This is a genomic window from Ensifer sp. ENS06, from assembly GCF_014852205.1.
GTDB classification, from domain to species: domain Bacteria; phylum Pseudomonadota; class Alphaproteobacteria; order Rhizobiales; family Rhizobiaceae; genus Ensifer; species Ensifer adhaerens.
In genome coordinates, this window is sequence record NZ_JACVBC010000007.1 from 120,038 (window position 1) to 134,366 (window position 14,329).

General features: G+C 63.0%; 15 protein-coding genes. 2 read left to right on the forward strand and 13 right to left on the reverse strand.

The genetic code is table 11. The annotated features are described in order from the left end of the window. Window positions 1-74 precede the first annotated feature (74 nt). From IB279_RS23215 to IB279_RS23235, 5 genes are all read right to left on the reverse strand, one after another. On the reverse strand, window positions 75-887 hold the full coding sequence (locus IB279_RS23215; protein WP_090295900.1) for a pirin family protein: 813 nt from the start codon (window positions 885-887) through the stop codon (window positions 75-77). 79 nt (window positions 888-966) lie between these two features. After that, window positions 967-1,704 (reverse strand): ABC transporter permease, encoded by a 738-nt coding sequence (locus IB279_RS23220; protein ID WP_060518250.1) that lies wholly within the window; start codon window positions 1,702-1,704, stop codon window positions 967-969. Beyond that, window positions 1,704-2,642, reverse strand: coding sequence for an ABC transporter ATP-binding protein (locus IB279_RS23225; RefSeq protein WP_034799514.1), 939 nt, complete (start codon window positions 2,640-2,642; stop codon window positions 1,704-1,706). Before IB279_RS23225 ends, IB279_RS23220 begins: the two co-directional genes overlap by 1 nt. Further along, window positions 2,639-3,808, reverse strand: coding sequence for an ABC transporter permease (locus tag IB279_RS23230; protein WP_060601441.1), 1,170 nt, complete (start codon window positions 3,806-3,808; stop codon window positions 2,639-2,641). The genes IB279_RS23225 and IB279_RS23230 overlap by 4 nt, the downstream gene beginning before the upstream one ends. A 99-nt stretch (window positions 3,809-3,907) precedes the next feature. Further along, window positions 3,908-4,819, reverse strand: a complete 912-nt coding sequence (locus tag IB279_RS23235) for an ABC transporter substrate-binding protein (RefSeq protein ID WP_060518255.1) — start codon at window positions 4,817-4,819, stop codon at window positions 3,908-3,910. Between the two features lie 335 nt (window positions 4,820-5,154). Between IB279_RS23235 and IB279_RS23240 the strand changes: the two genes are divergently transcribed. Further along, window positions 5,155-5,622, forward strand: a complete 468-nt coding sequence (locus IB279_RS23240; RefSeq protein WP_034799505.1) for a membrane protein — start codon at window positions 5,155-5,157, stop codon at window positions 5,620-5,622. Then, a complete protein-coding gene (locus IB279_RS23245; RefSeq protein WP_192339852.1) occupies window positions 5,619-6,995 on the forward strand; it encodes an FAD-containing oxidoreductase in 1,377 nt (458 codons plus the stop codon). The genes IB279_RS23240 and IB279_RS23245 overlap by 4 nt, the downstream gene beginning before the upstream one ends. 26 nt (window positions 6,996-7,021) lie before the next feature. On the opposite strand, the gene IB279_RS23250 is transcribed toward IB279_RS23245, so the two are convergent. The 8 genes from IB279_RS23250 to IB279_RS23285 all read right to left on the reverse strand — a co-directional run bounded on the left by IB279_RS23250 (window position 7,022) and on the right by IB279_RS23285 (window position 14,278). Further along, entirely contained in the window at window positions 7,022-8,173 is a 1,152-nt protein-coding gene (locus IB279_RS23250; protein ID WP_113188850.1) for a M20 aminoacylase family protein, read from the reverse strand. Between the two features lie 10 nt (window positions 8,174-8,183). Further along, window positions 8,184-8,948, reverse strand: a complete 765-nt coding sequence (locus IB279_RS23255) for an ABC transporter ATP-binding protein (RefSeq protein WP_090426603.1) — start codon at window positions 8,946-8,948, stop codon at window positions 8,184-8,186. Window positions 8,949-8,984: 36 nt separating this feature from the next. Then, a complete protein-coding gene (locus tag IB279_RS23260) occupies window positions 8,985-9,686 on the reverse strand; it encodes an ABC transporter permease (protein ID WP_060586196.1) in 702 nt (233 codons plus the stop codon). After that, window positions 9,686-10,399, reverse strand: a complete 714-nt coding sequence (locus tag IB279_RS23265) for an ABC transporter permease (RefSeq protein WP_034799489.1) — start codon at window positions 10,397-10,399, stop codon at window positions 9,686-9,688. The genes IB279_RS23260 and IB279_RS23265 overlap by 1 nt, the downstream gene beginning before the upstream one ends. 160 nt (window positions 10,400-10,559) lie before the next feature. Continuing rightward, a complete protein-coding gene (locus IB279_RS23270; RefSeq protein WP_034799485.1) occupies window positions 10,560-11,360 on the reverse strand; it encodes a transporter substrate-binding domain-containing protein in 801 nt (266 codons plus the stop codon). Window positions 11,361-11,388: 28 nt separating this feature from the next. Then, complete coding sequence (locus IB279_RS23275) at window positions 11,389-12,192, reverse strand: dimethylarginine dimethylaminohydrolase family protein (protein ID WP_034799482.1); 804 nt, start codon at window positions 12,190-12,192, stop codon at window positions 11,389-11,391. A gap of 30 nt (window positions 12,193-12,222) precedes the next feature. Further along, window positions 12,223-13,194 (reverse strand): citrulline utilization hydrolase CtlX, encoded by a 972-nt coding sequence (gene ctlX / locus IB279_RS23280; protein WP_034799479.1) that lies wholly within the window; start codon window positions 13,192-13,194, stop codon window positions 12,223-12,225. A 1-nt stretch (window position 13,195) separates the two neighbouring features. Further along, the gene (locus IB279_RS23285; protein WP_060530301.1) at window positions 13,196-14,278 is read right to left on the reverse strand and encodes an ornithine cyclodeaminase; all 1,083 of its coding nucleotides are present in this window, start codon (window positions 14,276-14,278) and stop codon (window positions 13,196-13,198) included. Window positions 14,279-14,329: the final 51 nt, after the last annotated feature.

Genomic DNA, 14,329 nt, shown 5'->3' on the forward strand with positions numbered 1-14,329 from the left:
CACGCATCGCAACTCTACGGCAGGAGGAAAGCGGTCCAGACCACTGCACGTTGCGTGAGGGGTCGCTGATCCACTTAGCTCCTCCGTCGGAGACGATCGCGCAAGCGTAGCAGTGTCAGCAAGGTCCGCGCCAGAACGGGTGACGGGATCTTGGGATGATCGCCGACCGTCCCCTTGCGCGCTAACGGCGCCCGCGGATCGATCAGGAACGCGACGATCAGCGCGTTGCCGATGCCGACGAGGTCCAATGGTCCGTCCGACTGGTGGAGCCCCTGATCTCCCTCGTCAAACCGGACGCCCCCGACTTCCACCGAACCGGAGAACACATAGAAGTAAAGGTGCCTCCCCTCCTTCCGGGGAAACGCCACCTTTGCCGTCGCCTCGAGCCTGAGATCGAAGAAATCGATGGCGTTGCGGAAGTAGAATGGCGCTCCCTCCCCCTCGGCCCCAACGAGATGCCGCCAGCAATTGAGGGGCGCCGGCTCGATCGGACCGTACTGAATGTTTGGCGGGAGATCGACGCTATGGGGGCGCACGAGAATTTGCAGCATGCGCAGCGGAGGATCACCAGACAAGGTTTCCTCCGAATGCCAGAAGCTTTGCCCGGCGTTCATCACCATCAGATGCGCGCGATCGGTGACCAGTCTGCCGGTCGCCCGGTCGTCGTGGCGCATGACCCCTTCCGGCACCCATGACAGGATCTCGTCGTTCCTGTGCTCGTGCATGGCGACCAGCCTGCCAGGATCCAATATCGTTTCAGCGACCATCGCGAGCGGTCCGTAGCCATGATCGCGCGGCCATGGCAACAGCCAGCCGGGCATGTTGAGCCTGACCTTGAATCCACCCATGTCCCTGACAACAGGACTTTTGGCGCCGCGGTAGAGCATCGGCCATCCTAACACGGGTGACCGCAGTTTGCTGCGACAGCCGGCCGATTGCCCGGCCGCGCGTCGCCACCGCCTGCGCCTAGCGCCCCATCCGCGCAGCAAGCTTCCGCTCCGCCGCCTGCAACCCATCGTGCAAAAGCACCGCAAGCGTTGCGACGATCAGGCCGCCCTGGACGACGAAGGAAAGGTTGTTCGATTGCAGCCCGGCGATGATTACTTCGCCGAGTGTTTTTGCGGCGACCGTCGATCCGATCGTGGCGGTTGCCAGGCTGATGACGACCGAAAGCCGGATACCCGCCAGGATCACCGGCATCGCCAGCGGCAACTCCACCTTGAGAAGCCGCTGGCCGCTGGTCATGCCGGCGCCGCGCGCCGCCTCCATGACGGAGGAAGGCAAGGTCGTCAGCCCCGTCAGCGCATTCTCGAAAATCGGCAGCAGGCCATAGAGAAAAAGCGCGATCAGCGTCGGCTTTTCGCCGAAACCGAAGATCGGAACAGCGAGCGCAAGAACCGCGACGGGCGGAAAGGTCTGACCGATATTCACCAGGCTGCGCGACAGCGGCAGGAATTCTGCTCCGGACGTGCGCGTGACGAGAATGGCAAGCGCAAGCGCAACCAGCGCGGCCGCTGCCACCGCCAGCGCCACCGTGCGCAGATGCAAGAACGTCAGCTGCAGCAGGCTTCCCTGGTTGTAGATGACGGGGGCGTTGTCCTGCACCAGCGGCCGCAGCAGCGGCTCGAACCAATGGGGCTGCAGCAGGAACGCGACGAGAACCAGGAAAACCGCGATGCGAATGAGAGTGGCGAGCTTCGGCATCAGGCTGGACCGGCCGCGCGTTTGGCCAACCCCTCCAGGCTGACCCTGCCGATTACGGCGCCGTCGGGACCTGCCACCGGCAACGCATCTCGTCCGGACCAGAGGAGTTCGGCCAGGGCTTCCCTTTGGCTGGCATCGCTCGATATCGGCGCGCCTTCGGCGGCCCCGGGCTCAACCGCGCTCGAGACCGGCGCGATCGCGAGCAGGCGGTAGGGCCGTTCGCCCGCCCCGATCAGGCTTTCGACGAAGGGCGTGGCCGGTTTCAGCAGCATTTCGGCGGGGGTCGCGTACTGCACCACTTTGCCCTTGTCCATGACGGCAATGCGATCGGCGAGGTGAAAGGCCTCTTCCATATCGTGGGTGACGAGAATGATCGTCGTCTGGAAGTGTTTCTGGATGGCAAGCAGGTCGTCCTGCGCCTTGGCGCGGATGATCGGATCGAGCGCCCCGAAGGGCTCGTCCATCAAGAGCACCTTCGGCTCGGCGGCAAGCGCCCGGGCAACGCCCACACGCTGCTGCTGGCCGCCGGAAAGCTCGTGTGGGAAGCGTGGACCGAAATCGGCGGGATCGAGTTGGAAAAGGCGCAGGAGTTCTTCCACCTTCGCATCGATGCGCGCCCGTTCCCATCCGAGCAAGGTCGGCACGGTCGCGATGTTCTGGGCTACGGTGCGATGGGGAAACAGACCGTGCCCCTGGATTGCATAGCCGATCCGCCGGCGCAACTCATAACCGGGCAGCGAACGATTGTCCTCGCCATCGAGACGGATCGCGCCCGAGGTCGGCTCAACCAGCCGGTTGACCATGCGCAAGAGCGTGGTCTTGCCGGAGCCGGAGGTGCCGACGACGACGGTGACGGTGCGCGGCGCGATCGTCAGGCTGACGTCGTCGACAACGGTGCTTTCGCCATATCGCTTGGTGATGTTCTCGATCTCGATCATGCGGCCTCTGCCTGCCTGGTGTTGGGTGTGGCCATCTCGATCACCGCGTCGAGTACGATCGCCGCGGCGAACGCCAGCACGACCGTCGGGACGGCGCCGAGCAGCACGAGGTCCATCGCGGTCTGACCGACGCCCTGAAAGACGAAGACGCCGAAGCCGCCGCCGCCGATGAGCGCAGCGATGGTCGCAAGGCCGATATTCTGGACGAGCACGATGCGGATGCCGGTGAGGATCACCGGGAAGGCCAGCGGAAATTCGATGCCGACCAGCCGCTGCCAATCGGTCATGCCGATGCCACGCGCGGCATCATTCGCGTCCCGCGGAACGCCTGCCAGACCGACGACGGTGTTGGCGACGACAGGCAGCAGCGAATAGAGAAAGAGCGCAACAAAGGCCGGGGCAACACCGATGCCACGAATGCCGATCGCAGCCGCACCCGGCACATGGAGGGCGATCCAGCCGAGCGGCGCGATGAGAATGCCGAAGAGCGCAATCGACGGGATCGTCTGGATCGCGTTCAGGACGCCGAGCAACCCATCGCGCAGCCGCGTGACGCGGTGGCAGAGGATGCCGAGCGGGATGCCGACGAGGGTCGCAGCCACGAGCGAACCGAGCGCCAGGGTCACATGCTTGCGGCCCTCCGCCCAAAACGTGTCCACCCGGCTTGCATATTCCTTGAGAATCGACAGGCCGTCCCAGGCGCCGGCAAGAAGGATGGCCGAAGCAAAGGCCAGCACGACGGCGAGAACGACGATGCGCACGAAGGGCGCCGGGCGCAGTCGCGTCAAGGCGTCGGCGGCGAGCAACCCGAAGGCAAAGAGCATGATCCAGAAGCCCGAAGCCGGCGAGACGCGGGCATAGGTGTTGGCTTCGGGTGTCAGATGCGTGGCGGCAACGCCGATGCCGAGCGCCAGCGCGGCGAGCGCGACAAAGGCGGCAGCGAGACGTAGGTAAGCGGGCGATCGGACCAGCGCGACGATGACCGCGCAGACCACGATGCCCAACAGCACGGCACTCCACCCCGAAGGCAGGGCGTCGGCCACCGACTTGACCTCACCGGCGACGATACGGTTGGCACGAAACGTTGCAAAAGGCGCTATGAAGGCGCCGCCGAGCGCCAGGGCCGCAATGATCGCTCCGAGCTTGTCAAAGCGGAGTGCTTTCAAACCACATTCCCTCCCCGCCTGTGCCGGCGCATCTCCGGCACCTGCAGGCCTATCCCCGGAACGCCAGCCATCCGACCAGCGTCCCGGATCTCCGTCAACTTATTTCAGAAAGCCGTTCTTCTTCAGGAAGTCCTCGGCGACCGCCTTGGCCGGTTCGCCGCCGACCTGCACGCGACCGTTCAGGTCTTGCAGCGTCACCAGGTCCAGTTTCTCGAACACGGGCTTCAAGAGTTCCTCGATCTGCGGGTTTTCCTTGAGCACCGCTTCGCGAATGATCGGGGCCGGCTGATAGACGGGCTGGACGGCCTTGTCGTCTTCCAGGACCACGAGCCCGGACGGGGCGATGCCGCCGTCGGTGCCATAGACCATGGCTGCGTTCGCACCGTTGGTCTGGTTCGCCGCGGCCGCGATCGTTGCCGCGGTATCACCGCCGGAAAGCGTGATCAGTTGGTCCTGCTTCAAGGTGAAGCCGTAGGTGGTTTGGAAGGCCGGCAGTGCGGCGGCCGAATTCACGAATTCCGACGACGCCGCGAGCACGACCTTGCCGCCGCCAGCGATGTACTTGCCGAAATCGCTCAGCGTCTTCAGCTTGTTTTCGTCAGCGACTTCCTTGCGTAGGCCGATCGCCCAGGTGTTGTTGGCCGGCGATGGCGTCAGCCAGACGATCTTGTTGGCGTCATAGTCGAGCTTCTTGGCCGTCTCGTAGCCCTTGGCGGCATCCTTCCAGACCGGATCGTCGGCCTTTTCGAAGAAAAAGGCGGCATTGCCGGTATACTCCGGATAGATGTCGATCTCGCCGGCGGTGATCGCCTTGCGTACGACCGGCGTCGCCCCAAGCTGGACGCGATCGACCGTCTTTATGTTGTTGGCGTTGAGCACGGCAAGGATGATGTTGCCGAGCACGCCGCCCTCCGTGTCGATCTTCGAGGATACGACCACATCGGCGCTCGCCGCGGCGGCAGTCAAGGTGAAGGCAAGGGCAGTTCCGATAAGCAGTCTGGTCAGGCGCATAGGTTTCTCCTCGGATTTCGATGCGCAAGTTTGATCACGGAACGTCCGCTCCGTCGGGGCAAGCCATTCCATATATGTCAGCCCCCGGCAAAAAATAGGGTTGCATCCAGAGACTGTGGCAGGCGAATATTTTCCTACATTGATAAACACGATCGAAAGCATAGACTACCGTTTATGGCGGTAGCTGATTGGGCGTTGCAATCGCCGGCGTTGTCGGCCACTCTGATCGCGGCCCGCCAGAAACACCCGCTTTCACTCTTGGTTGCGATGCCGCTCGACCCGAACCGCTTGGGGGCTGGTGGCTTGGGTTCGCCCGGCGAACGTTCGGGGACACGATGTCGATCTATTTTCTGACGCTCATTATCGGCGTGGTCGCTGGCCTGCGCACCATGACCGCACCCGCCGCCGTCAGTATTGGCGCAGCCGCGGGATGGTTGCCGCTCAGCGGTACCTGGGCGGCCTTCATGGGCTTTCGCTTCACACCTTACATCTTCGGCCTTCTGGCCCTAGTTGAGTTCGTCACCGACCAATTGCCGAGCACACCGAGCCGAAAGGTGCCGCAACAGTTCGGCGCCCGCATCGTCAGCGGCGCGTTCTGCGGGGCCGCGCTCGGATTGACCGGACATGCTATGCTCCAAGGATTGGTCGCCGGCGTTATCGGTGCCGTCATCGGCACGCTCGGCGGCTATGAAGCCCGCAAGCGCCTCGTCGCGGCCATCGGCGGCAAGGACCTGCCGATCGCCCTTCTCGAGGATGCTGTTGCCGTTCTCCTCGCACTCTGGGTGGTGTCCTCGGTCTCATGACGAAACATTTCGACGCAATCATCATCGGTGCCGGCCAGGCCGGCCCATCGCTTGCCGGCCGGCTGACGGCAGCGGGCAAAACCGTCGCGCTGATCGAGCGCAAGCACTTCGGCGGCACCTGCGTCAACACCGGCTGCATGCCGACCAAGGCGATGGTCGCGAGCGCCTATGCCGCGCATCTGGCGCGACGGGGCGCGGACTATGGCGTGACGACCGGTCCCGTCACCATCGACTTTACCCGCGTCATGGCGCGCAAGGACACGGTGCGGTTCACGTCCAGGGGAAACATCGAAAACTGGCTGAAAGGCATGGAGAACTGCACCGTCTTCGAAGGCCATGCGCGCTTCGAAAGCCCGCATGAGATCCGAGTCGGCGACGCGCTGCTCTCGGCCGACCAGATCTTTCTGAATGTCGGCGGACGCGCCGCAACCCCGGATTTCCCTGGTGTCGCAGAGGTGCCCTATCTCACCAACGTCTCGATCATGGATCTCGACACCCTGCCCCGCCACCTGATCGTCGTCGGCGGCAGCTATATCGGACTCGAGTTTGCGCAGATGTTCCGTCGCTTCGGCTCCGAGGTCACCGTAATCGAGAAGGGGCCGCGGCTGATCGGCCGGGAGGATGCGGACGTTTCAGACGCCATTCTCGCGATCCTCGAAAAAGAGGGCATCCAGTTTCGCCTCAATGCCGAATGCATCCGCTTTGCCAGGAGCGGCGACGATGTGGTCGCCGGCGTGGATTGCACGGCGGGCGCGCCCGAGATCGTCGGCTCTCACCTGCTGCTTGCAACCGGCCGCCGGCCAAACACGGACGACCTCGAGCTCGGCCGGAGCGGCGTCAAGACCGACGCCCGCGGCTATGTCGAAGTCGACGAGGCGCTCAGGACCAACGTACCGCACATCTTCGCGATGGGCGACTGCAATGGACGCGGCGCCTTCACTCATACGGCCTATAACGACTTCGAGATTATCGCCGCCAATCTGCTCGACGGAGAGGCGCGGAAGGTCAGCGATCGCATTTCGACCTACGGCCTCTTCATCGATCCACCGCTCGGTCGCGCCGGCATGACCGAGACCGAGGCGCGCAAATCGGGGCGCAAGCTGCTCATCGGCACGAGGCCGATGACCCGCGTCGGCCGCGCCGTGGAAAAGGGCGAGACCGAAGGCTTCATGAAGGTGATCGTCGACGGCGACAGCAAGGAGATCCTCGGTGCTTCGATCCTCGGAACGAGCGGCGACGAGGCAGTGCAGAGCATCCTCGACGTGATGTATGCGGGCAAGCCCTACACGACGATCACGCACGCGGTTCATATCCACCCAACCGTGTCGGAACTGATCCCGACGGTCTTTGGAGACATGCACCCGGCCACCTGAGCGGCCGGGCGTTTGATTCCTCGCGCTTAAACGAGCGCCGCGCGTGCGAGCTGGTAGAAATAGGTCGCGCCGCGCTCAAGGATGTCGTCGTTGAAATCGTAGCGGGTTGCGTGCAGTCCGCTGCTGTCGCCATTGCCGATCAGCACATAGGCGCCCGGCACCTTTTCCAGCAGGAAGGAGAAATCCTCGCTGCCCATCAACGGCTCGGGAAGCTCGACATAGGCATCAGCGCCGAATGTGTCGGCAATCACCGCACGCGCATCCTCGACCGCCTCAGCATCGTTGATCGTCGCGGGATAACCGACCTGCCAGTCAAAGACGGCTTCGGCGTTGTAGCTTTCCGCCTGCAGGCGGGCGATCTGCTCGACGCGCTCCTGCAACTGCTTGCGAACAACAGGATCCATCGCGCGCATGCTGATTTCCAGCACTGCGGTATCCGGAATGATATTCGAGGCCGAGCCCGCCTGGAACGAGCCGACCGTCAACACGGACGGCTGGTGCGGCGACACATTGCGCGAAACCAGCGTCTGCAGCGCCATCACCACGCTGGAACCGACGACGACCGGGTCGACCGTCAGTTCGGGCTGGGCGCCGTGGCCGCCCTTACCCTTGATCGCCAGCGTCAGCACGTCGATCGATGCCGCTATGGCACCGGCGCGGCTGGAGAACTGGCCGACCGGAAGACCCGGCCAGTTGTGAAGCGCATAAACCCGCTCGCAAGGGAAGCGCTCGAAAAGGCCGTCTTCGATCATCAGCTTGCCGCCGCCGAAGTTTTCCTCGGCCGGCTGGAAGATCAGATGAACCGTACCGTTGAAGCTTTCGTCCTTCGACAGCGCCCAGGCGGCACCGAGCAACATGCTGGTGTGGCCGTCATGGCCGCAGGCATGCATCGCGCCCGGATGCTTGCTCTGGTAAGCAAGACCGGTTTCCTCCTGCATCGGCAGCGCGTCCATGTCGGCGCGAAAGCCGATGGCGCGGTTGCTGTTGCCACGCTTCAGCGTCGCAACGATGCCGGTTGTCGCAAGACCGCGGGTGACCTCGAAGCCCCAGGACTGCAGCAGTCCCGCAACGAACTCGGAGGTCTTCACCTCGGAAAGGCCGATCTCGGGCATTTCGTGCAGCTTGTGGCGGATATCGACGAGTTCGGGCAGGAACTCGGAAAAATTGGTGTCGCGCATCGGGGCCTCCTCAAGCCATCTGCAGGAACTGGCGCAGGCGCGCCGATTGCGGGTCACGCATCATCTGCTGGGGGGCGCCGCGTTCTTCGACCAAACCCTTGTGCAGGAAGATCACTTCGCTGGAGATATCACGGGCGAGTGACATTTCATGGGTGACCATCACCATGGTGCGGCCCTCCTCGGCGAGCTTCTTGATGACGAGCAGCACCTCGTTGACGAGTTCCGGATCAAGCGCCGAGGTCGGCTCGTCGAAAAGCATCACCTCAGGCTTCATCGCCAGCGCCCGGGCAATTGCCGCGCGCTGCTGCTGACCGCCCGAGAGCTGATTCGGATAGTGGTCGCGCTTGGGCGTGATGCCGACCTTCTCCATCAGCAGTTCGGCTTCGCCGATCGCATCCTTCTTGGTCATGCCGAGCACGTGGATCGGCCCTTCGATGATGTTTTCGAGAATGGTCTTGTGGGACCAGAGGTTGAAGCTCTGGAACACCATGCCGAGGCGCGTGCGGATATGTTCGAGCTGCCGCTTGTCGGCTGCATGGAACTTGCCGTCCTTGCCCTTGACGGTGCGGATCACCTCGCCCGAGACGGAGATCTCGCCCTCGTCCGGCGTCTCCAGATAGTTGATGCAGCGCAGAAGCGTGCTCTTGCCCGAGCCGCTGCTGCCGATCAGCGAGATGACGTCGCCGGACTTCGCCTCGAAGGAGACGCCTTTCAGCACCTCGACGGACCCGAAGCTCTTGTGAATGTTCTTCACCGAAAGCGCTGATGCGACCATGTTCATTCCTCTCGCGCGCCGTGGCGCGTCTCCTCTTTATGCCTTCGCCGTGCGGTAGCGCGTGAGCCGCTTCTCGACGACGCCCATGATGCGCGTCAGGATGAACACGACGGTGAAATAGATGATGCCGGCGGCAATCAGCGGTTCGAAGATCAGCAGCGACTGGCGCTGCAGCATGCGGGCGGTGCCCATGACCTCAAGAATGGTGATGGTCGAGGCAAGCGACGTCGTCTTCAGCAGGATGATCAGGTCACCCGTCAAAACCGGCAGGCACGAGCGGAACGCCTGCGGCAGGGTGATGCGGCGCAGGACCATCGACGAGCGCATGCCGATCGATTTTGCCGCCTCGATCTGGCCGCGCGGGATCGCCTTGATCGCGCCGCGGATGACCTCGGCATTGTAGGACGCCTGGTTGAGGCTGAGTGCAAAGATCGCATACCACAGGCCGTCACGCAGATAGGGCCAGAGGAAGCTATGGCGCACCCAGGTGCCGGGTAGGATTTGCCCGAGGCCGTAATAGATCAGGTAGATCTGCACCAAAAGCGGCGTACCACGGAAGGCGAAGGTAAAGACATAGGCCGGAACCGAAAGCACGCGGCGACCGGAAAGCCGGGCGAGCGCCACGAGCGTGCCTATGACGAGGCCGAAGACGCCGGCGACCGCCGTCAGAAGCAGCGTGAGCGGTGTCGCCTTGATCAGCGCCGGCAGGAAGCCAACGACGTTGGAGATCGTTTCCATCAGTTGTGCCCCCGATTGAGGCGGCGCTCGATCTGGGCGATCACCAGGACGGACACGAGCGTAATTGCCAGAAACAGAATGGCCGTCAGCCCGTAGAAGAAGATGTACTGCTTGGTGCCTGCCGCCGCGCGATAGCCCGTGTAGAGCAGCTCGCTGAAGGAGCCGAGCACGCTGATGATGGCGCTTTCCTTGGTGATAGACAGCCAGAGATTGCCCATGCCGGGGACCGCGTGGCGCATCATCTGCGGGAAGATGATGCGGGTGAAGACCTTGCGCCTGTTCATGCCGATCGAAACCGCCGCCTCGATCTGGCCCGGCGGCACGGAGAGGAAGGCCGAGCGCAGCACCTCGGTCATGAAGGCGCCGGAGACGAAGGCGAGCGCGATGATCGCCGCCCAGAACGAGCTGAACTGAAAGGTTTCGGCAACGAGCCCGAAGTGCTTCAACAGCCGCTCGGCACCGCTCGCGACCGAGAAATAGAGAAGCAGGATGACGAGCAACTCAGGCAGCGAGCGCACGACCGTCGTGTAGATATCGGCAAGGAAACGCGGGATCCGGTGCTTCGACAGTTTGCCGGCAGCGCCCAGGAAGCCGAAGAGAACCGCAACCGCATAGGCGACCACGGAGACCTGCAGGGTCATCACCAGGCCCCAGGCGAAATCGTCGCCCCAGCCCTCGCCGCCCCAGGCAAGCAATTGCCAGTAATAGTCCATCCGTCGTTACCTGTTCCCGATTGTCTCGTCAGCCCCTACGCCGCTGCCCGATCGGTGCGGGCAAGGTGGCTGTAGCGGTTGCTGCGATGGTGCCCCGGCGCTGCGGCCGGTTTTGGCGAATGAGGGCGGCGACGCTGGCCGCCGCCCTCCGAAATTCGGTTTACTTCTTGCCGAAGATCCACTTGTCGACGAGCTTCTGCGTCGTGCCGTCCTTTTCGAGCGCGGCAAGGCCGGCATTGACCTTGTCGAGGGTCGCAGCGTCACCCTTGCGGACGGCATAGGCGACGCCTTCGCCGAGCGTGACGTTCTTCGGCACTTCGACCTTGACCTCGTAGTCGGCGCCTTCAGGCGTCTTCAGGAAGGTCTGGATGTAGAGGTCGGGGATGAGCACGTAGTCGACGCGACCGGCGATGAGGTCGGCGACCGAGTTGTCGGCGGTGTCGTAGCTCTTGGCTTCGGCGCCGGTCAGGTACTTGGCGACATAGGCCGACTGCACGCTCGACGTCTGCACGCCGATGATCTTGCCCTCGACGCTTGCCGGGTCGATGATCTTGCCAGAACCGTCGGCGGCGTCGGCCGTCTTGATCTCGCTCGTGTCACCCTTGGAGCCAACGAAGGACGTGCCTTCGGTGTAATAGGGCGTCGAGAAATCGACGACCTGGCGGCGCTCGTCGGTGATCGAGAAGGCGCCGATGATGAAATCGACCTTGTTTTCCTTCAGCGACGGGATGAGACCGTCCCAGGCCATCTGGTTGATGTCGCACTTGACGGCCATCTTCTCGCAGAGCGCGCGGGAGAGATCGGCTTCAAGGCCCTCCCACTCGCCGCCGGCGTTCACCTGGGTGAAGGGCATGTAGGGCTCCGGCGTCATGCCGAGGCGCAGCGTCTCCTCGGCAAACGCGCTGCCGGCAGCCATGGAAAGGGCGATCCCTGCGAACAGGGCGGTCTTCAACGTCTTCATAATGTTCCTCCTCGGGGATTGCGTCGGGTCAGAGCGTGTTGCTGAACCAGCGTAGCGACATGCAGGAAAGACCTGCGTCGATCTTGCCGATCTCCGTCGTCTTCATCGGCACGACCTTGTAGCCGAGCTTGTCGAGCATCTCGATCGTGCGCGGGAAGTCCGAGCCGACCATGACGACGTCGTTGACGCGCAGCGCATTCGCTGCCGGCTCTTCGCCTTCGGGAATGATCACCTGCTTGAAGCGCTCGAAGGCGCCGGACTTGGCGAGGCGCGCGGTCGAAAGCACGGTCTCGTCGTCGAGCAGCGAGCAATCGGTCTTGAAGTGCAGCACGCCTTCAGGCGTGGCGACGATCTCGCTTTTGCGACCGAGCTTGGTCAGGCAGGCCTGAAGTGCTTCGGCGCCAACCTTGTTGGTACGGGCCGAAAGACCGATCATCACGCTTTCGCGGGTGGTCAGAACGTCGCCGCCATCGGCAAAGCCGGTGCCTGGCAGATCGAGAACCGTTTCGAACATGGCGCGAAGCGTCGGCTCGATCTCCGGCGTTTCCTTGACGCGGGTTTCGGCACCCGGACGCAAGAGGATCGCGCCTTCGGTGAAGACCAGCGCCGGATCTTCGACGAAGATCGAGTCCGGGAAGGCTTCGAGCGCCGGCAGCACCGTCACCTTGACGCCCGCGTCCTTCATCGCCGCGATATAGGCATCGTGTTCTGCCTTTACACCTTCGAAGGTGGGGTTGCCGCGGTCATCGGCGCGAAGGCCGTTGACGACCGACTTCGACGGGGTGCGGACGATGATGTTGTTGAACTGGTAGACGGGGCGTGACTGCGACATTTGTAGACCTTTGGCTTGGATGAGGTGCTTCTATCGATCGGACATGGCGGCGTAAAGCGGTTGCTTGTTCACGTTTTCCCGACGTGACAGGTGAACGCCAGCGAGCATGCAGCGCACGGAGCCGCCCGCGAGCTCGATGGTCGGAACGTCGAAGGCGAGAACACGGGCAGAGACTTCGAGCGCCTTGATCTGGTCGGCGCGGAGCGAGGCGAGCGCGCGAGCCGACATGACCACGACGCGGCCATCGGCACCGTCGAGTTCGATGGCATTGCCGGCGAAGTTCTCGATTTGCTCCAGCGTCAGATCGATGACCTGGCGGCCGGTTTCCTCAAGCCGCAAGCAGATCTCCTGGCGACGGGCGAGATCCGGGATCATGCTCGTGCCGATCAGCGCAAACTCGGTGCCGATGCACATCAGCACGTTGGTGTGGTAGATCGAGTTGCCCTGGCGATCGACCGCGCCGAAGATCATCGGCTCGAAATTGAAGTGGGTGCAGAAGCGTTCTAGCGCCACTTCATTGGTGCGGTTGGAACGTGCGGCATAGGCGACGCGACCGATATGGTCGAGCACCATGGCGCCCGTGCCTTCGAGGTAGACGCCGTCCTTTTCAAGGCCGGAGTAATCGATCACGTCCTGAACGCGGTACTCGTTCTTCAGCATCTCGATGATGTCGGAGCGGCGCTCGCTTTGACGGCTTTCCGAATACATCGGATAGATCGCGACATGGCCACCCGAATGGGTCGAGAACCAGTTGTTGGGGAACACCGAGTCCGGCCGCGTCGTCGTCTCGTCTTCGAAGAGATGGACTGCGACGCCGGCGTTCGAAAGCCCGTCGGCCATGCGGCTGACTTCGTCATAGGCGGCCTTGGCGATCGCAGTCGGCTGGCGCGCCGCGTCGGTCGCCTGGAAGGCATTGTCCTTGGCCGTCATCGGGTTGGGGCCGAAGTGGTGCGGGCGGATCATCACGACGCCCTTCGGCGCCTGTACGGACAGTCTCTTCATGTTATGCGGCACTCCGCTCGGCAGGGACCGCCGGCTGCTGCCGGAACAGGCCGTAGAGATCGCGCGGATGGTCCGGCTGGGTCGTCAGGTCGAGCTCGGTGTAGAATGCGGTACCCTGGATCTTGTCGCGCAGGAAGCGCAGGGCCGAGAAGTCTTCGGTAGCAAAACCGACGGAATCGAAGATGGTGATCTGGGCGCTCGAGCGACGGCCTTCGGCCTCGCCGGCAATCACCTGCCAGAGTTCGGTGACCGGGAAGTCCGGCGCCATCTGCTGGATCTCGCCCTCGATGCGGGTCTGTTCCGGATATTCGACGAAGACGTCGGCGCGGCGCAGGATGTCCCCCTGCAACTCCGTCTTGCCGGGGCAATCGCCGCCAACGGCGTTGATGTGAACGCCGGCGCCCACCATGTTGTCGGAGAGGATCGTGGCATTGCGCTTGTCGGCCGTGACGGTCGTGATGATGTCCGCGCCAGCAACCGCTTCTTCCGCCGTGGTTGCGACGACGATGTCGAAGTCCATATCCGAGAGGTTGTTGCAGAACTTGGCGGCGGCTTCCGCATCGATATCGAAGACCTGAAGGCGCTTGACGCCAAGAAGGGCGCGGAAGGCGAGCGCCTGGAATTCGGACTGGGCGCCGAGACCGATGATCGCCATCGAGCGGGCATCAGGACGTGCGAGGTACTTCGCGGCAAGCGCCGATGTCGCCGCCGTGCGCAGTCCCGTCATGATCGTCATTTCGGAAACGAGACAGGGGTAGCCGGTGCTGACGTCGGAAAGAACGCCGAAGGCGGTCACCGTCTGCAGGCCGACATTGGGGTTCTTCGGATGGCCGTTGACGTATTTGAAGCCGTAGTGCTCGCCGTCCGAGGTCGGCATCAACTCGATGACGCCGGTCTTCGAGTGGCTGGCCAGCCGCGGAGTTTTTTCGAAAACGTTCCACCGGCGGAAATCGTCTTCGATGTATTCCGCAAGACCCACAAGAAACGTCTCAATGCCGATCGATTTGACCAGCTCGATTACGTTGCCGACACCGACATACTGAACCACGTTTAAAACTCCATCGGAGAAATTCGATGAAGTCAGCCTAGGCTTGCAAGAAGTGAGTTGAAATTTTAAACCTGCGCAAAATTACAG

Excerpts from the sequence above, each read along its gene's own strand:
- IB279_RS23215 (WP_090295900.1), bottom strand. The coding sequence starts at position 887 with ATGCTCTACCGCGGCGCCAAAAGTCCTGTTGTCAGGGACATGGGTGGA.
- IB279_RS23220 (WP_060518250.1), bottom strand. The coding sequence starts at position 1,704 with ATGCCGAAGCTCGCCACTCTCATTCGCATCGCGGTTTTCCTGGTTCTC.
- IB279_RS23225 (WP_034799514.1), bottom strand. The coding sequence starts at position 2,642 with ATGATCGAGATCGAGAACATCACCAAGCGATATGGCGAAAGCACCGTT.
- IB279_RS23235 (WP_060518255.1), bottom strand. The coding sequence starts at position 4,819 with ATGCGCCTGACCAGACTGCTTATCGGAACTGCCCTTGCCTTCACCTTG.
- IB279_RS23240 (WP_034799505.1), top strand. The coding sequence starts at position 5,155 with ATGTCGATCTATTTTCTGACGCTCATTATCGGCGTGGTCGCTGGCCTG.
- IB279_RS23245 (WP_192339852.1), top strand. The coding sequence starts at position 5,619 with ATGACGAAACATTTCGACGCAATCATCATCGGTGCCGGCCAGGCCGGC.
- IB279_RS23250 (WP_113188850.1), bottom strand. The coding sequence starts at position 8,173 with ATGCGCGACACCAATTTTTCCGAGTTCCTGCCCGAACTCGTCGATATC.
- IB279_RS23255 (WP_090426603.1), bottom strand. The coding sequence starts at position 8,948 with ATGGTCGCATCAGCGCTTTCGGTGAAGAACATTCACAAGAGCTTCGGG.
- IB279_RS23260 (WP_060586196.1), bottom strand. The coding sequence starts at position 9,686 with ATGGAAACGATCTCCAACGTCGTTGGCTTCCTGCCGGCGCTGATCAAG.
- IB279_RS23265 (WP_034799489.1), bottom strand. The coding sequence starts at position 10,399 with ATGGACTATTACTGGCAATTGCTTGCCTGGGGCGGCGAGGGCTGGGGC.
- IB279_RS23270 (WP_034799485.1), bottom strand. The coding sequence starts at position 11,360 with ATGAAGACGTTGAAGACCGCCCTGTTCGCAGGGATCGCCCTTTCCATG.
- IB279_RS23275 (WP_034799482.1), bottom strand. The coding sequence starts at position 12,192 with ATGTCGCAGTCACGCCCCGTCTACCAGTTCAACAACATCATCGTCCGC.
- ctlX (WP_034799479.1), bottom strand. The coding sequence starts at position 13,194 with ATGAAGAGACTGTCCGTACAGGCGCCGAAGGGCGTCGTGATGATCCGC.